The organism is Hydrogenimonas sp. (assembly GCF_029933015.1).
GTDB lineage: Bacteria > Campylobacterota > Campylobacteria > Campylobacterales > Hydrogenimonadaceae > Hydrogenimonas.
Window position 1 is genome coordinate 4,269 of sequence record NZ_JAOZOZ010000016.1, and the last position, 17,264, is coordinate 21,532.

At 58.7% G+C, this 17,264-nt stretch carries 14 protein-coding genes; 9 read left to right on the forward strand and 5 right to left on the reverse strand.

Annotation, left to right across the window (positions count from 1 at the left end; all coding sequences use genetic code 11):
• The first annotated feature begins 116 nt into the window (after positions 1–116).
• The 3 genes from Q1K23_RS02270 to Q1K23_RS02280 all read left to right on the forward strand — a co-directional run bounded on the left by Q1K23_RS02270 (position 117) and on the right by Q1K23_RS02280 (position 5,892).
• Positions 117–4,058 carry an HAD-IC family P-type ATPase gene (locus Q1K23_RS02270; protein ID WP_300361856.1) on the forward strand — a complete coding sequence of 1,314 codons (3,942 nt, stop codon included), beginning with the start codon at positions 117–119 and terminating at the stop codon, positions 4,056–4,058.
• A 3-nt stretch (positions 4,059–4,061) separates the two neighbouring features.
• Complete coding sequence (locus Q1K23_RS02275) at positions 4,062–5,333, forward strand: MgtC/SapB family protein (RefSeq protein ID WP_300361858.1); 1,272 nt, start codon at positions 4,062–4,064, stop codon at positions 5,331–5,333.
• Positions 5,334–5,400: 67 nt separating this feature from the next.
• On the forward strand, positions 5,401–5,892 hold the full coding sequence (locus Q1K23_RS02280) for a DUF2062 domain-containing protein (RefSeq protein WP_300361860.1): 492 nt from the start codon (positions 5,401–5,403) through the stop codon (positions 5,890–5,892).
• 9 nt (positions 5,893–5,901) lie between these two features.
• On the opposite strand, the gene Q1K23_RS02285 is transcribed toward Q1K23_RS02280, so the two are convergent.
• A complete protein-coding gene (locus tag Q1K23_RS02285) occupies positions 5,902–6,819 on the reverse strand; it encodes an esterase-like activity of phytase family protein (RefSeq protein ID WP_300361862.1) in 918 nt (305 codons plus the stop codon).
• A 71-nt stretch (positions 6,820–6,890) separates the two neighbouring features.
• Here Q1K23_RS02285 and Q1K23_RS02290 point away from each other — a divergent pair, with 71 nt between their 5' ends.
• From Q1K23_RS02290 to Q1K23_RS02305, 4 genes are read left to right on the forward strand one after another with little or no spacing between them, the layout of a single operon-like run.
• Positions 6,891–7,100: a hypothetical protein gene (locus Q1K23_RS02290; RefSeq protein ID WP_300361864.1), complete on the forward strand. Its 210-nt coding sequence runs from the start codon at positions 6,891–6,893 to the stop codon at positions 7,098–7,100.
• 15 nt (positions 7,101–7,115) lie between these two features.
• Positions 7,116–7,766 carry a carbonic anhydrase gene (locus Q1K23_RS02295; RefSeq protein ID WP_300361866.1) on the forward strand — a complete coding sequence of 217 codons (651 nt, stop codon included), beginning with the start codon at positions 7,116–7,118 and terminating at the stop codon, positions 7,764–7,766.
• The gene (locus Q1K23_RS02300; RefSeq protein ID WP_300361868.1) at positions 7,763–8,662 is read left to right on the forward strand and encodes a 2-dehydropantoate 2-reductase; all 900 of its coding nucleotides are present in this window, start codon (positions 7,763–7,765) and stop codon (positions 8,660–8,662) included. Before Q1K23_RS02295 ends, Q1K23_RS02300 begins: the two co-directional genes overlap by 4 nt.
• On the forward strand, positions 8,659–9,870 hold the full coding sequence (locus Q1K23_RS02305) for a hypothetical protein (RefSeq protein ID WP_300361870.1): 1,212 nt from the start codon (positions 8,659–8,661) through the stop codon (positions 9,868–9,870). Before Q1K23_RS02300 ends, Q1K23_RS02305 begins: the two co-directional genes overlap by 4 nt.
• A 10-nt stretch (positions 9,871–9,880) precedes the next feature.
• On the opposite strand, the gene Q1K23_RS02310 is transcribed toward Q1K23_RS02305, so the two are convergent.
• Genes Q1K23_RS02310 through ovoA form a run of 3 tightly spaced genes read right to left on the reverse strand, consistent with a single transcriptional unit; the run spans position 9,881 to position 14,413 of the window.
• Positions 9,881–11,152 (reverse strand): APC family permease, encoded by a 1,272-nt coding sequence (locus Q1K23_RS02310; RefSeq protein ID WP_300361872.1) that lies wholly within the window; start codon positions 11,150–11,152, stop codon positions 9,881–9,883.
• Positions 11,145–12,314 carry a PatB family C-S lyase gene (locus Q1K23_RS02315; protein WP_300361875.1) on the reverse strand — a complete coding sequence of 390 codons (1,170 nt, stop codon included), beginning with the start codon at positions 12,312–12,314 and terminating at the stop codon, positions 11,145–11,147. Before Q1K23_RS02315 ends, Q1K23_RS02310 begins: the two co-directional genes overlap by 8 nt.
• Complete coding sequence (ovoA, locus tag Q1K23_RS02320; RefSeq protein WP_300361877.1) at positions 12,311–14,413, reverse strand: 5-histidylcysteine sulfoxide synthase; 2,103 nt, start codon at positions 14,411–14,413, stop codon at positions 12,311–12,313. Before ovoA ends, Q1K23_RS02315 begins: the two co-directional genes overlap by 4 nt.
• An 87-nt stretch (positions 14,414–14,500) precedes the next feature.
• Between ovoA and Q1K23_RS02325 the strand changes: the two genes are divergently transcribed.
• Positions 14,501–15,058 carry a DedA family protein gene (locus Q1K23_RS02325; RefSeq protein ID WP_300361879.1) on the forward strand — a complete coding sequence of 186 codons (558 nt, stop codon included), beginning with the start codon at positions 14,501–14,503 and terminating at the stop codon, positions 15,056–15,058.
• A gap of 67 nt (positions 15,059–15,125) precedes the next feature.
• On the forward strand, positions 15,126–17,075 hold the full coding sequence (locus Q1K23_RS02330) for a methyl-accepting chemotaxis protein (protein WP_300361881.1): 1,950 nt from the start codon (positions 15,126–15,128) through the stop codon (positions 17,073–17,075).
• Between the two features lie 76 nt (positions 17,076–17,151).
• On the opposite strand, the gene Q1K23_RS02335 is transcribed toward Q1K23_RS02330, so the two are convergent.
• Positions 17,152–17,264 (reverse strand): peptide-methionine (R)-S-oxide reductase (locus Q1K23_RS02335; RefSeq protein WP_300361885.1); only part of this gene is annotated, 113 nt, incomplete at its 5' end.

Genomic DNA, 17,264 nt, shown 5'->3' on the forward strand with positions numbered 1-17,264 from the left:
TATTATGCCATTAAGTAAGAGGGGAGTAAAATGTGAAAAATGTTTGATCAATGGAACCCATCTCAAAAATTTTCTCCTACGGGAATTTTTGAGAAGGTTCTAATGAATGGAGCCCGATGAACGATCAACTGCTCGGCGAATTTCTGCTGCTGCTTTCGCTTCTGTTCGGACTGACCTATTTTCTCGCCGGTTTTTTCGAGCGCCTGAAGATTCCGGGCATTCTCGCGGCTCTTTTCGTGGCGATGGGCATCCACTATACGCCTGTCGGCGCCATTCTGACCGAAGGGCTCAACGGCGACATTTTCACGATGCTGGCCGACCTGGGGGTGCTGTTTCTGCTCTTTTTCATCGGCCTGCAGATCGACATGGGGCAGATGCGCCGCCAAAGCGGCGACATCGTCATGGCGACGGTTTTCAATACCCTCGTTCCCTTCCTCATGGGGGTGGGGGTCATGCTCTGGCTCGGGTACGACTGGATGCTCGCTTTCGTCATCGGCATCACGAGGATGCCGACGGCGGAAGCGGTGATCGTACCGATACTGGACGAGTTCAACCTGATCAGGACGAAGGTGGGCAGCTACATCGTCGGGGCCGGTGTGCTCGACGACGTCATCGAAGTCTTTCTCGTCGCCTTCGTCTCGGTATGGATCGGCACGAAGATGGGGGTCGTGACCAGCGATACGCTAGAAGCCCTCGACATCGCCGCCAACATCGCCGTGTTCACCGCGGTGGCCTGGTTCGTGCGCCGGTTCGTCCTGATTCCCCTTTCGCACTGGACGAAGGTGAAGGTGACCAACCTGATCATGCTGACGGTCATCGTCCTTTTCGTCTTTGGCGGATTCGCGGAGTACGCCGACCTGGGGCTGGTAGTGGGAGCCATCGTCGCGGGGATGGTGATGCGGCCCGTTTTCGACAGCGCGGGCCTGGCGGGAGAGAGGGCCACCCGTGCCACCCGTGCCGTGGCCTACGGTTTTTTCGGCGTCATCTTCTTTCTCTGGATCGGAATGAGCGTCGATCTGAAGGGGCTGGTGGAGGCGCCCGAACTGGCCATCCTCCTCTTCCTGGCGGCCTTCGTGGGCAAGATCCTCGGCATTTTCCTGATGGTGCCCCTGAAGCGGCTGACGGTCAAAGAGGCGTGGACGGTGGGCATCGGGCTCAACGCCCGCCTGACGACGGAGATCATCGTCGCCAAACTCCTTCTCGATTCACAGCTGATCGACCTGCAGCTCTTTACGGCGCTGGTGGCGGCCTCTTCCGTCTCGACGATCGTCGTGCCGCTCCTTTTTTCTCTGCTCGTCTCCAGATGGCATACCCAGCTGCGCCGGCAGATGCCCGAAGCGGCGGAAGCTCCCGAGGCCGAAGCGATCACCGAAGCGGCCGTGCCGTGGCACGCGAAGCCGGCCAGGGCGGTCCTGGAGCTTCTGCGCAGCGATCCCAAAGAGGGGCTTTCGGAGGAAGAGGCCCGAAAGCGGATGCGGCTCTACGGCCCCAACCGCATCGAAGCGGTCCGAAAAGAGTCGTGGTACCGTATTCTGTTGCGGCAGTTTACCGATGTGCTCATCCTCATTCTGCTGATCGCCGCGGCGGTCTCCTTCGCGATCGGAGAGATGGGGGATGCCGTGACGATCATGGCGATCGTCGTGCTCAACGGTATCCTCGGGTTCGTCCAGGAGTACAAGGCGGAAAAGGCGATCGAAGCGCTGCAAAAGATGCTCTCTCCCCGCTGCAAAGTGCTCCGTGAAGGGAAAGAGATCGAAATCGACGCCTCATGGCTGGTGCCTGGCGACATCGTGCTGCTGGAGATCGGCGACCGTGTCCCGGCCGATCTGCGTCTGGTCGAAGCGGTCAATCTCAAAGTCGACGAATCGGCACTGACGGGAGAATCGGTTTCCGTCGCCAAAGGGGTCAAAAGCGTTCCGGAAAAGGCTCCGCTGGCGGAACGCCGCGATATGGTGTGGATGGGTACCAACGTCACCAACGGCTACGCCAAAGGGGTCGTCGTCGCGACGGGGATGGCGACGGAGTTCGGGAAGATCGCGAAACTCACCAGCGAAGTGGAGCGGACACCGACACCCCTGCAGAGAAAACTGGCGATGCTCGGGAAGAAACTCGGCATACTCTCCGTCGCCATCTCCGCCCTGGTGGCGATCGTGGGGTATCTTTTCGGCAAGGATCTTATGGAGATGTTTCTCACGGGTGTCTCGCTGGCCGTCGCCGTCGTACCCGAGGGGCTGCCTGCGGTCGTGACGATCACGCTGGCACTGGGTGTCAAGGCGATGGTACGCCGCCATGCTCTGCTGCGCCGGCTGCAGGCCGCCGAAAACCTGGGAAGCGCCAACGTCATCTGCACCGACAAGACCGGCACCCTGACCCAGAACCAGATGACGGTGAAAAAGATATGGATGTTCGGCGGAGAGGTCGACGTCACCGGAAGCGGTTACGACCCGGCGGGTCACTTCGAAGTGGATGGACGAAAGATCAACTACAAGGGACGCAAAGATCTGCTTCTTCTTCTGAAGACGGGGCTTCTGTGCAACCACGCCTCTTTGAGAAAAGAGAAGGAGGGATGGAAAATCACGGGCGAACCGACCGAAGCCTCGCTGATCGTGGCGGCCTACAAGGCGTGGATGACGCCGAACGAGCCGAAGATCGTCAGCGAATTCTCCTTCAACTCCGAACGCAAACGGATGACGGTGGTGGTGGAGGAGAAGGGAAAACGGATCGCCTACGTCAAGGGGGCGCCCGAAGTGCTTCTGTCGCGGGCGACCCACTATTTCGACGGAAGCGACAGAAAACCGCTGGACGAGACGATGCGTCGCCGCTTCGAGGAGGCCTATACCGAACTGGCCAAAAGGGGACTCAGGACGCTGGCGCTGGCCAAACGGGTGCTGCCGGCCGATACGAAACTCGATCCCGAGGATGTGGAGAGGGAGCTGACGCTGCTGGGTGTCGTGGGGATCATCGACCCGCCGAGACCGGAGGTGCCCGAGGCGATACGCACGGCGCAGCGTGCCGGCATCCGTGTCGTGATGATCACGGGAGATGCGCCGCTGACGGCCCTGGCGATCGCCCGGGAGATAGGACTGGAGGCGACACGGGCCATCACCGGCAGCGAGCTGGAGGGGATGGAGGACGACGCGCTGAAAGAGGCGCTCAAAGAGGGGGTCATCTTCGCCCGGACGACGCCGCAGGACAAGCTGCGCATCGTCAAGGTGCTGCAGGAAGAGGGGCTCGTGACGGCGATGACCGGCGACGGCGTCAACGACGCCCCGGCACTCAAGCGGGCCGATATCGGCATCGCCATGGGTCTGCGGGGTACCGACGTCGCCAAAGGGGCGGCCGACATGATTCTGCTCGACGACAACTTCGCCTCCATCGTCGGCGCCGTCAGGGAAGGGCGGCGGCAGTACGACAACATCAAAAAGTTCGTCACCTATCTGCTCTCCTCGAACACGGGCGAAGTGATCGCGATCTTCGTCAACATCCTGCTGGGCGGCCCCCTGATCCTGCTGCCGGTGCAGATATTGTGGATGAACCTGGTCACCGACGGCATGACGGCGGTGGCGCTGGGGCTGGAGCCCGCGGAGAAGGGGATCATGGAGCGTCCGCCCCGATCGGTCAACGCGCCGTTTCTTCAGCTGCGGGGGATCCTCATGATCCTGCTGCTGGGCGGCTACATCGGCGGCGGGGCGCTCTGGCTCTTTCACCACTATCTGACGATGGGGCTTCCGGAGGGCGAAGCGGTGGCGCTGGCGCAGACTGTCGCCTTTACGGGCATCATCGTTCTCGAGAAGATGAATGTCTTCAACTACCGCAGCCTCCACGCGCCGATGCCGGTGATCGGTCTCTTTACCAACCCGTGGGTCATCGGCGCCTGGCTTCTGACCGTGGGCGCACAGGTCGCCGCCGTCTATGTGCCTTTTCTGCAGGATGCGCTGCACACGGTGCCTCTGGGATGGGAGGATTGGCTGCTCATCTTCGAAGTGGCGCTGCCCATCTTCTTCGTCGTCGAGCTCTACAAAGCCTTCGAGTGGTGGGTGATGAAAAGAAGGGGTTGAGAGATGGATTACGCGATACTCAAGTCGCTGATGGTGGCGCTGGTGCTCGGTTTTCTGATCGGTATGCAGCGCTCCATGACCTACCTCTACAAAGGGGAACAGGTCTTCGCCGGCAGCCGCACCTTTTCGCTGATCGCCCTGGCCGGTTTTCTGTCGGGATGGATCGAGGAGTACGTTTCCGGCTTCATCCTCGTCTCCACCGCCGTCTTCGCGATGATGGTGGCGGTCTCCTACGTCCTGAAGGTGCGGGAGCAGAAGAGGTGGGGGATGACGACGCAGATCGCCGCGCTGGTCACCTTCTTTCTGGGGATGATGATCTGGTACCATCTGGAGAACTACGCCATCTTCATCGGTGTCACGATGATCGTGCTTCTGGAGATCAAACCGAGGTTGCAGCAGATCGAAACCCACATCAGCCCCACCGACATCCACGCCGTGACGCTGCTGCTGGCGATGAGTTTCATCGTGCTGCCGGTGCTCCCCGACGAGATGATCGGCCCCTACCACCTCTTCAATCCCTACAAGACGTGGCTGATGGCCGTCATCATCGCCGGGATCTCCTTCGTCGGCTACGTGGCGATCAAGGTGCTGGGGCAGAAGCACGGGGTCTTTCTGACGGGTGCCGCCGGAGGGCTCATCTCCTCCACCGCCGTCTCGATCTCGCTCTCCGAAATGTTCCAGCGGCAGTACGGGCTGCTCAACAACTACGCCGGGGGGATCGCCGTCGCATGTACCTTCATGTATCTGCGGGTCCTTTTCGAAGCCTTCGTCATCCATCCGGAGCTGGCGCTTCGGCTCTCTCCGGCCTATCTGGGGGCTGCCCTGAGCGGACTCGCCTTCAGCTGGTGGCTCTTTACCCATTCGAAAAGTGCGGAGATCTCGCTGGAAAACAGCGCCATCATGAAAAATCCCCTGCAACTGAGCGAAGCGATCAAGTTCGGCCTCCTTTTTGGCATCGTCTACGGCGCCATCGCTTTCGTTCAGACCCGCTATGGCGATATCGGCGTCTACATCGTCTCTCTCTTTTCGGGGATCACCGATGTCGACGCCATCACCCTCTCCCTCAGCCAGCTGGCAAAAGAGGGCAAACTGGCCCAGATCGCTTCGATGAACGGCATCGTCATCGCTTCCGTGACGAACTCGCTCGTCAAACTCGGCATCGTCTACTGGCTGGGGGGCGCGAAACTGGGGTGGCGGGTGACACAGTTTTTCCTTCTTACGCTGGGTATGATGGGCCTGGGACTCTTCGTGGGTGAAATGTGGATCGCTACGTGAGAGAGGTTCTTGACAGAACCGGCACAAAGGCCTATAATCGTTCAAACACAAAATAGAGCGTAAACGCATGGTCAGAAAAGTATTCAAAAGCAACAAACCTCGCCACCCGAAAATCGAAGCCTTCATCCAGAAGTACAAGATTCCCCGCGAATACCTCTCGATCAACCGCCGTTCCGTCTCCAAAGGGCTGCTGGTGGGGCTTTTCATCGCTTTCATACCGATGCCGTTTCAGATGCTGGCCGTCTTGGCCGTCACTCCCTTTATCCGATTCAACGTCCCCGTCGCCATCGCCATGTGCTGGCTCTCCAACCCCTTCACGATGCCGCCGATGTATTACATGGAGTATCTGACGGGCTGCTGGCTGCTGGGTATGGAGCCGCTGCACGGCATCGAGATGACGACCGAATGGTTCAAGGAGAACCTGGGAGACATTTTCGTTCCGCTCTATGTGGGAACCTTCTTCTACTCCTTCACCGTGGCACCGGCGGTCTACTTCATCGTCAACCGACTCTGGGTCCGTTCGGTCCACAGGGAGCGCAAAGCCCGTCGATCCAGGTAACTTTTCTTCTCATTCGGAAATTTCGAAAAGAACGAGCAGCGTTTTCTGAAAGGGGCTGCCGTTGTCGTCACTGATCATCAGATAGCGATCTTTATCCACTCTCGTGAGACCTTCGAAATTGTCCAGACGGCATCCATCCGTCGTTCTCAGTACCGCGACGGTCTCTTTGATGCATCTCTTTTTACACTTTGCGATACGAACGAGCGAGAGGCGAAGAGTTCTGTTTCCCGTCAGCCAGTCGTAGTCGCGTTCGAGGATGAGGATATCGCCTTTTGCCGTCGTTTCGATGGCGGTCAGGGAACCGGATGCGGGGATTTCCCATCGCTTCTTCTTTGAGTAGATGGTATGCGACGATGCATCGCACTGTTTGAGAGGTCGTTCCGGTGCCGTGACGATCCCGTAGCGCGGATGCCAGGCCACCGATTCGAGCATCTTGTTCTTTCCCCGGTAACGTTTCGCTTTTTTCAGCGGTTTGGGGAGTTTCGCTTTTTCGACGAATCTTCCATCCGGAGTGTAGAGGACGATTCTCGGTCTGCGTTCGAAAGCGACGAGAAGTCCTTCGCGTGTCAGAGTCATCCCTTCGGCATCACGCCATTTTTTCCCATCCGGATCGTTGCCTTTCGCGTCGGTGAGCGTCATGGCGTCGGTGAGCTCCAACTTTTGGATCTTCCTGTCTTTGATGAGAAGTTTCAGCCGGTAGAGCCATCCGCGGTCGCTGACGGCGTAAAGGAGGCGGTGTCCGGTGTCGTATGCCAGGTCGGAAATCCCTTCGAAGGGGATGCCCCCGAGCGGAGCGAAACGTACTTCCACACTGTCGAGTATACGGAACTTTTCGGAATGCGCTTCGGAACACCCTGTTTCATAAGGGATGATATGGGCGAAGAGAAGGGTATGAAAGAGAAAGAAAAGAAGTATCGGATGTTTCATAGCGCCATTTTATCAGAGAAAAGTGTGTCGTGGAGTGCTATAATCGGTCAAAACAGCGCAAGGAGAGTGTGATGGATGCACAGCACAAAGAGTACGAAAAGATGAAAAGCGAGATCGAGACGGAGATACGGGCGATCTTCAAGGCGAACCTGAAGATCTTCGACTGGGACATTCCCGAAAACGACGACCGCGAGTCGGCGCGGCTGATCATCACGGCGATGGAAGAGGCGATCGACCGGCTCAAAGAGGAAGTCGAAGCCGGCAAATACGACAACTACTGAGAAACGGGCCAAACCATGAAACAGGAGCACTGGAAAAAAGGGGTCGAAGCCTTCAAGGAGATCCATTTCAAAAAACATGAAAAGGATTTTCTGGAACTGGTGGAGAAGGGGCAGAACCCCAAAGCCCTCTTTATCGGCTGCAGCGATTCGCGGGTCATACCGACACTGATCACCTCCACGGGGCCCGGAGATCTTTTCGTCATGCGCAATGTGGGCAATTTCGTGCCCCCCTACAAGCCCGACAACGATTTTCACGCCACGGCGGCCGCCATCGAGTATGCCGCTTTCAGTCTGGAGGTGGGGGAGATCATCGTCTGCGGCCACAGCGACTGCGGGGCGGTCAAGGCGCTCTATCAGGACCACAGCGCCTACGCCGACGAGATGGTGCATACGATCAAGTGGCTGGAACTCGGGATGCCGGCGAAGGAGCTGGCTCTTAAAAGCGTACCGAAGGGGGAAAAAGCGGAGCTTCTGGAGGCGACGGAGAAATTTTCCGTCATCTTCCAGCTGCAGAATCTTCTGACCTACCCGAACGTCAGGAAACGGGTGATGGAGGGAACGCTCTTTCTGCATGGATGGTACTACCGCCTCGATACGGGTGAAATCGAGTATTTCGATCCGGACGAGCAGGCGTTTTTGCCGTTGACGGACGAGGTGCGAGGATGAAGATCGGCATCGTCGGAGCCGGCGGTGTCGGCGGATATCTCGCCGCGATGCTGGCAAAAAGCGGCGAAAAGGTCTATCTGGTGGCACGGGGCGAACATCTCGAGGCGATCCGGCGGGAGGGACTCCGTATCGAGACACCCGGCGGCGGTTTCAGTGCGAAGCCCCATGCCGTTTCGGACGATCCGAAAGATTTCGCAGAGAAGATGGACGCGGTGCTCTTTTGCACGAAGGGGTACGATCTGGAAGCCGCCGCTTTGAAGGCGAAACCGATGATCGCTCCGGAAACCTGGCTGATCCCTTTCGGCAACGGGGTCGGCAACGCGGAGGTGCTGAAGCGTCTTTTTCCCGACAATCCCGTCGCCAACGGGGCGATCTATGTCGTCTCCCATATCGCCGGGCCCGGAAAGGTGATCCTCAAGGGAAAAGGGGCGATGGCCGTATTCGGCGTCGACGGGGAGATACCGGAATCGCTGAAGCGTCTGGGCGAAGCTTTCGCGAAAGCCGGCGTCAAAACGAAGGTAAGCGGCCGCATCACGACCGATGTGTGGAAAAAGTACCTTCTCATCGCCGCGATGGCGACGCTCACCTCATTCTACGACGAGCCGATGGGGGCGGTGGTGGAAAAGCACGGTGAGGAGCTCGACGCGATCCTGCACGAAATTCTGGCGGTGGGCCGTGCGGAGGGGGCGGAACTGAATGAAGAGGATATCGCCAACGTCATGAAACAGGTGGCCAAAGTCCCCTACGACTCCCCCACCTCGATGTGGCTCGACTTCAGAGCCGGCAAAAAGACCGAGCTGGAGCAGTTGAGCGGCCATGTGGTAAGAAGAGGGGAAGCGCACGGCATACCCACACCCGTGATGCGACAATGCTATGAAGGGTTGAAATCGGAATGATCGCCAATATCGTCGTCATCGTCGCCACGCTGCTCGTGACGGCGCTGCTTTTCAGCAAACCGGTCGAAAAGAGTTCCTGGTGGACCGCGACGGTCATCCCGCTGGCCTCGATCATCGGAAGCGGTTTTCTGGTCATCGCGCCGATTCTGCAGATGAGCGTGGGTAGACTGGCCGTCGTCGCGATGGCCGCTCTCGTGCTCACCGCCTACGCCATCGGTTCGGCGATACGTTTCAACATCCGGTGGGTCGAACCGAAACTGGCGGCGGGCACGCTGCATGTGACGGCTCTGACCTTCGAGCGGCTCTCCGAATGGGCGCTGGCTTTCGCCTATGTCGTCTCGGTCACCTACTACCTGACGCTGTTTGGCGATTTCATGCTGCGGGGCGCGGGTATCGTCGATCAGACGCTTGCGCGCTCCATCACGACGGCCGTGCTGATTTTCATCGCCTTCTACGGGCAGCACAGGGGATTCAACTTTCTGGACAAGTTCGAGGCGTTGAAGCTGGGGATCATCGCGGGGCTGCTGGCGGGGCTCGCCTGGGGCAACTGGACGGCTTGGCAGCAGGGAGTGTGGCACCTGCCTCCCGACGGCGGTACGCCGGGATGGCAGGAGATACGGATGGTACTGGGGATGCTGATCGTCGTGCAGGGGTTCGAGACGTCGCGCTATCTGGGAGAGAAGTTCCCGCCCCATCTTCGGATACGGACGATGCGCTACGCCCAGTGGATCAGCGGGGGCATCTACGTGCTCTACATCGCTTTGATGCTCTACTATTTCAACTATCCGTTGCCCGAAAGCGGTCAGGATACGGCGATCATCGCACTTTCGGGCCGTGTGGCGACGATCCTGCCGATCATGCTCGTCTCTTTGGCGCTGATCGCCCAATTCGACGCGGCGGTGGCGGACGCCCAGGGGGGCAGCGGACTTCTGGAGGAGCTGAGCCGCAAACGGATATCCCAGGGCATCGGCTACATCCTCATCGCGGTGGGCGGACTTCTCATCATCTGGACGTCGAACGTTTTCGAAATCATCACCTACGCCTCCCGGGCCTTTGCCCTCTACTATACGCTTCAGAGCATGGTGGCGGCGATGACGGCGTTCAAGCACGAGGATATCCCGAACCGGTGGCCGAAATTTCTGGGATACGCCCTGGTGGCCTCGATCGCGCTCTCCGTCGTCATTTTCGGTATCCCCGCAGAGGGGTGAGGTATGAGATTCAGTGCCGTTTCGTGCTGCGGAAAATGAAAAAGAGTATCGCGATCAGCAGATAGACGAGCCCGATATCGGTCAGGGTTTTGGGATCGTTGTCATAGAGGTACCAGAGCATCAACCCGACCGTGGCCGCCATCAATCCGATGGATGTGAGGATAATGAGAGGATTCGAGCCCGTCTTTTTCCGAAGGACGAGATTGGCTATGGCGACGGCCAGAGAGACCAGAAGAAACGTGATGCTCGAAAAGGCGACGATGCTCTCCAGCGCTCCGAAAAGTACGAAGATGGATGAGAGCGTGAACATCAGCAGGAGGGAGTAGTAGGGAATCATCCGGTGGTTCCGGCGTGCCAGGATCGAGGGAAAGATCCCGTCCTGGGCGATGTCGGCCAGCATACGGCTGGCACCGAAGAGCGTGCCGTTGATGGCGCTGCTGGTGGCCAGCAGCGCGGCGAGAGACGCGAGAATGAAGCCCCACTCCCCGAAGATCGGCTTCAGCGCTTCGGCGATGGCGTACTCCTTGGCCGACTGGATCTCTTCGAAGGTGAGAATGCCCAGGACCGAGAGCGCGAGAGTGACGTAGATGAGCGTCACGATCACGATGGAGAGGTAGATGGCCCGCGGCGTGTTCTTCACGGGATCGTCCGTTTCGACGACGGCGTTGGTGATGAGCTGGAATCCTTCGAAGGCGACGAAGACCAGTGCCCCGCTGAGAAGTACCGAGGGAAATCCCTTGTCGAAGAGTGGTTGGAAATGGGCGGGTTCGATGTAGAAGAGGCCGACGACGCCCAGCGTCATCATGATCGCCACTTTGAAAAAGACGATGACATCCTCGCTCTCTCCCGCTTCCCGGACCCCCTGCAGGTTGATCCAGAGAAAGAGTGAAAGGATGGCGAAGGCCAGCAGGGTACGCACGAGCGGATTGTCGGCGTATCCCAGCGCCGCCGCCCCGTAGGCGCCGAAAGTGTAGGCGTAGAGCGCCAGGGTTCCGATGTAGCCGACGATGACGCTCCATCCCACGAAGGCGGCGATCGTCGGATTTTCGGGGAAAGCGTGCTGAAGATAGGTGTAGCTGGCGCCGTCCTGGCGGTAGGTGACGGCGAGGCGCGCGTAGTTGTAGCCGGCGAAGAGGGCGATGAGGCCGCCCATGAGGAAGACGAAGATCGTGGCGTGCCCCGCGACGGCGTTGGCCAGGCCCATGACCGAAAAGATGCCTCCGCCGATCATGCTTCCGATACCGATGGCGACCAGCTCCTTGAGTCCCAGTTTGTCAGACATCTTCTTCCATCGCTCCTTTCAGACGTCGCATCGCCTCCTCGAGGGTGGCACGGGGGCAGCCGACATTGAGCCGCATGAAGCCGCTGCCCTCTTTGCCGAAGCTCACCCCCGTGTTGAGCCCCAGTTTCGCCTTTTCGACGAAAAACCTCTCCATCGCTTCGTCGTCCATGCCAAGACCCCGGCAGTCGAGCCACATCAGATAGGTCGCCTCCGGGGTGACGGGCCGGATCTGCGGAACGTGTTCGGCAAGAAACTTCGTGACGAAACGGATGTTTTCACGCAGGTAAACCAGAAGCTCCTCCAGCCATTTTTCACCGCATTCGTAAGAGGCCGTCAGCGCCTCGATGCCAAACAGGTTGCCCATCGTCAGGTCGTACCGTTTCAGTTCCGTTTCGAAGCGCCGGCGGATCGAATCGTTTTCGATGATGGCGTAGGCGGTGTTGAGGCCTGCGATGTTGAAAGTTTTGGAGGGGGCGTTGAGGGTGATCGCGATATCGGAGATATCGGGAGAGAGTGCGGCAACGGGCGTGTGGCGGTGCGGCGGGTAGACGATGTCGGCGTGGACTTCGTCGCTGACGATCAGGCACCCCTCTTCGAGGCAGACGGCCGCCATTTTTTCCAGCTCTTCTTGCTTCCAGACGCGCCCGACCGGATTGTGGGGCGAACAGAGAACGAAGAGTTTCGCCTCTTTCGCTTTCACGCGGAAGTCGTCGAAATCGATCCGGTACTCTCCCGCTTCGTAGATGAGAGGGTTCTCCAGCAGCCTCCTTCCGTGATGTTTGCCCAGACGGAAAAAGGGGTGATAGACCGGCGGCTGGATCAAGACGGCGTCGCCGGGTTCCGTCAATGCCGTGACGAGAAAGTTGAGCGCCGGAACGACGCCGGGAATCGGGACGATCGCTTCTTTTCGGAGGCTCCATGCGTGACGGTGTTTCATCCAGTGTGCGATGGCGTCGTAGAAACGGTCGGGATAGACCGTATAGCCGTAAACGGGGTGTTTCGCCCGTATCACGAGGGCGTCGGTGACGCACTCGGGGGCGGGGAGGTCCATGTCGGCGACCCAGAGCGGCAGCACGTCGTCGGTACCGAATTTCGCTTTACGCCCGTCGTATTTGACGCTGTAGGTGCCGCTGCGGTCGACGGGTGTGTCGAAGGGACTCACAGCTTCTCCCAGATCGTCATCTGTGCGACGGAGTGCTGGAACTTGCGTGCCGTCTCCCGGATGACGAATTCGATATCGCGCGTTTCGACGAGGCGGAACGCCGGCTCCAGGTGTGCCTTGAGACCGTCGAGCGTCGTGACCGGTTCGCCGTCTTTTTTGTATCCGCCCAGCCACTTCTCTTTGGGCGTGTGGCTTTCGAGCCACGTGTAGGGCGAGCTGAGCACGAGCAGGCCCCCGCCGTCGATCCGTTCCGTAATGTCCCGAAGGAATTTGGCGGGGTCGTAGAGGCGGTCGATCAGGTTGAAGGCGGTGACCAGGTCGTAGCCGGTGAAGATCGGTTTGAGATTGCAGGCGTCGGCCTGCCAGAAATCGACACGGTCCGCCACCCGGGCCAGCGGGGGCGGGAGCTTGGCCTCCTTGTACTCCACCAGCTCCCCTTCCGTCGGGATCGTGTAGCGGATACGCCCTTCGCTGCGCATCCTTTCGGCTACGCCGATGAAGCGGGCCGAAAAGTCGAGCCCCGTCACCTTTTCGAACGCTTTGGCGAGTTCGAGAGTGCTTCGCCCCGTGGCGCATCCGATATCCAGCGCCCGCCCTCTGCGCTTGCCTTCGGTCGCTTCGATGCAGAGGCGCGCGCAGGTTTCGGGGTAGTTGGGGACGCCGAAGTAGGTGTCGCCCCACCCGAATTCACAATACTGGCTTACCTGCGTGTCGTTTTCGTAGGCCGCCGAACCGATCCGCTCCTCGTAGTCGCTCCGTACGTAGCGGAACCCCGCGTGCTGGAAGAAGTGGCGGCGGAAGGCGTAGCGGGCGCTTCGCAGGAGTTCGTTTCCGGTGCTGGCGAAAGAGCCTCCTTTGATGAGGTTGTGGCGGCCGTCGAAGGTGGGGGTCGTGAAATCGTCGTAGATCGGATGGACTTCGAACCCTTCGAAGGGGTAGATGGGGGTTTCGGTCCACTGCCAGAGGTTGCCGACGACGTCGTGGAAGTCGCCATGGGCGAACATCGAGACGGGCGTGGCGGAGGCGAAGTGCTCGAGGCCGACGTTGGCGGGAGCTTTCGGGCCCCACTGCGGCAGGTCGGGCACGCCGCAGTGTTCCGCCAGACGATACCACTCGTCCTCGGTAGGGAGCCGCAGCTTCGTTCCGGTCCGTTCCCCCAGCCAGGCGCAGAAGGCCTTCGCTTCGTGGTAGTTGACGTCGACAGGCCAGTCGAGGGGCATCTCGACGATCTCCGTCAGGGCCCGGTAGCGCCATCCTCCCTCTCCGTCTGGAATCCAGAAGTGGGGGTGTTTCGCCTCTTTGTAATTCCGCCAGGCCACCCCCTCGTCGCTCCACCAGCGGTCGGTTTCGTAGCCTCCCGCTTCGACGAAGGCCATGAACTCGCCGTTGGTGACCAGGTATTTCGAGGCTTCGAAGGCGGGAATCTCCGCCTCGTGGCGGCCGTACTCGTTGTCCCATCCGTAGAAGTCGTCGTTTCGGCTCTTGCCGATGAGGACGCGTCCCCCGGGGACCGGGAGCAGTTCGTTGGCCGGGGCAGGACCCTTTCGGGTGCATAGCGGCCAGTCGGGGTGGGATCGCACGAGGGATATGTCGGTCTGCCGGATCAGTACCGAGGAGGTTTCGATATGGATACGCTCGTGCTCGATCCCCATCAGGATGACCCACCAGGGAGAGTCCCACGTGATCGGGAGTTCGAGGGGCAGCGTCGTGATCAGCTCGTCCACGAGGGCCCGGACGGCGTCGCGGTAGAGTCTCGTGGCGTCGACGGAGGGCCAGTCGTAGTGGGTTTCGTCCAGGTCGTCCCAGCTCATCTCGTCGACACCGACGGCGAAGATCGACTCCAGTTTCGGGTCGATGCGACTGTCGACGATCTTCGCCAGGATCAGCTTGTTGACGAAGAAGACGGCGGTGTGACCGAAATAGAAGATGTGCGGATGGCGCAGAGGCTCGGGGCGGTGATAGAAGGCTTCGTCGTTTTCAAGAAGCGAGTAGAGCGATTCGAAGGTATCGAACGTGGTATGAAAGGAGTGACGGATCTCTTCACGTTTTATCTCGGGATCGCTGCCCCGGAGCGAAACGGGACGGAGGTGTTCGATCATGAGAGGACCTTTCTTTTTTTGCCTATTTTATCGAAACAGGCTAAAATCACGGCCGGAACACTTCCCGAAACTATTGGAAAGGTGCATGTGGAAGAGATACTCAACAATCTGACGACCTACGGATATATCATCCTGTTTCTCTATTCGCTCGGCGGCGGGTTTTTCGCCCTGGCGGCGGCGGGGGTGCTCGCCTCCATCGGGAAGATGGACCTTACCACCAGTATCGCCGTGGCGTTCGCGGCCAACTTCATCGGAGATCAGGCGCTGCTGCTTTTTACCCGGGCCAACCGGCACCAGATGATGGAGTACCTGAAAAAGCACCGGCGCAAGCTCGCCTACACCCACTTGCTGATGAAAAAGTACGGCACGTGGGTCATCTTTCTGCAGAAGTATATCTACGGAGTCAAGACGCTGGTGCCCATCGCCATCGGTCTGACCCGCTACGACGCCGTGAAATTCGGGGTGCTCAATCTCCTGGCGGCGGCGGTATGGGCCGTGGTCGTGGGAGGTACAAGCTATCTTGGCGGCAAGACAGTCCTCTCGATGCTCGACAAGGCGAAGGAGAATCCATGGATAATGCCGCTTATCGGAGTGCTGATCATCGTGGCGATCGCACTGATCATAGGACGGGCCGTGCGGAAATGATACTTTCCAATTATTAACATTTTCTATTTTATGTCGATTTTCTGAGATGAAAAAGAAGGGGAGTACCATGTTCAAAAATCTGAAAATCGGCCAGAAAATCTATATCCCTCTGATCCTCTCCATCGTTGTCGCGACAGTCATCATCGCGGTCAACTCTTTTGATTCGATCGAACATATCAAAGAGGACGTTTTCGCCAAGGAGAGGAGGGCGCTTTCGACCTATTTCTCCCAGAAATACGAAGCGAAACGGCAGATCGGCCTTACCAACGCCATCAACATCGCCAACAACCTCTACGTTATCCGGGCGCTGCGGGATGGGAACCGCTCTCTGGCGATCCGGGGTCTCTCCAAAATCGATAACGAATTCAAACAATATACCGATTTCAAAAATATCAAAATCCATGTCCATACCGCCGATCTGCACTCTTTCGTGCGTCTGTGGAAACCCGAAAAGTATGGAGACGATCTGAGCGGTTTCAGAAAGACGATCGTCGCCGTCAAGGAGCGAAAAGCGCCGCTGGCGGCCATCGAGATAGGAAGGGCCGGTCTGGTGCTCAGGGGTGTGGCGCCCGTTTTGGAAGATGGCCGCTATCTGGGAAGTGTAGAATTTATCCAGGGGCTCAACTCCATTTCGAAAACGGCGAAAAAGGACGGCATCGATATCGTCACCGTCATGGACAGGAAATTTTCCGATATCGCCACATTTCTCAAAACCCGGGAAACGTTGATGGGAAGGTATGCCGTCGTGACGAAAAAAGGGGCGTTCGACGAGGGTTTCGTAGCCGATCTGAAGGGTGTCGAAAGTCTCGAGCCGGTTTTCAGGACAGCGCATTATTTCGTCGTCTCTCTGCCGATCGAAGATTTCAGCGGCCAGACCGTCGGCTACGCTCTGATCGGCAAGCCTCTGAAAGTGATCGAAAGCGTCATCGACCATGCCGCCAACGCCCTGATCGTACAGCTCGTCGTCATGCTGATCGTCGATCTGATCATGCTGGCGATACTGATCGTCATCATCTCCAGGACGGTTGTCAAACCGATCGGAGAGTTGAATCGTCGTATCAAAGATCTGGCCCACGGCGAGGGTGATCTGACGCGGCGTATCGATGTGCACTCCAACGATGAAATCGGTGAGACGGCCCACGCCGTCAACGCCTTTATCGAAAAGGTGCAGGGGATCATCCAGAGCATGAAAACGTCGATGGAGAGGGCCGTACAGGTCTCCCGGGAGATCAAGAGAGATGCGGACGAGATCAAAAAGACGGTGGAGACGCAAAACCATCTGGTCGACGAGACGAAGATGCTGGCAGGCGATATCAAAGAGGATCTCAAGATCGCGGAGGAGTCGGTTTCGGATACGTCGAAAGATGTGGAACAGACCTACCATACCCTCGATCATATGCAAAAGACGCTGACACAGGTGGCCGCCAAAATCATCGAAGACGCCGGTGGTGCCAAAGAGGTGGCCCAAAACGTCACGTCGCTGGCCGATCAGACCAATCAGATCAAGGATGTCATCGCGATCATCAAAGAGATCGCCGACCAGACCAATCTGCTGGCCCTCAACGCGGCGATCGAAGCGGCCCGGGCGGGTGAACACGGTCGGGGCTTCGCCGTCGTCGCCGACGAGGTACGCAAACTGGCCGAGAGGACACAGAAGTCGCTGACGGAGATCGATGCGGCTGTCTCTGTCATCGTCCAGGGGGTCGTCCAGGCGCAGGACGAGATCAACACGATGGCGAACAACGCCGAGCTGGTGACCGAAACGACGGAACAGGTCGTTACCGAGACCGACAAGACGATGGCGTGGATACAGGAGACGATAGAACTATCACGAAAGGCGGTGAGGGAGACGCAGCAGATCGACAGGAATCTTGGAGATCTGGTGGTGAAAAACGAAGGTCTGAGCGAAGAGGCGAAGACGACCGAAGAGATGGCCCGCAAACTGGAAGGCATTTCACGGGAACTTCAGCGGGTGACGGAATCGCTCAAGAATGAAATGGACAAGTTCAGGGTTTGAGTGGTGAACGGTGAACGGTGAACGGTGAATGGTGAACAGTGAACGGGAATCGGGAATCGGGAATCGGGGGCCGGGCTCAGGCCCGGGGTTCGAACTTCAGGCAGACGGAGTTGATGCAGTAGCGCAGGCCGGTCGGCGGTGGGCCGTCTTCGAAGACGTGGCCCAGGTGGGCGTCGCATCGGGCGCAGG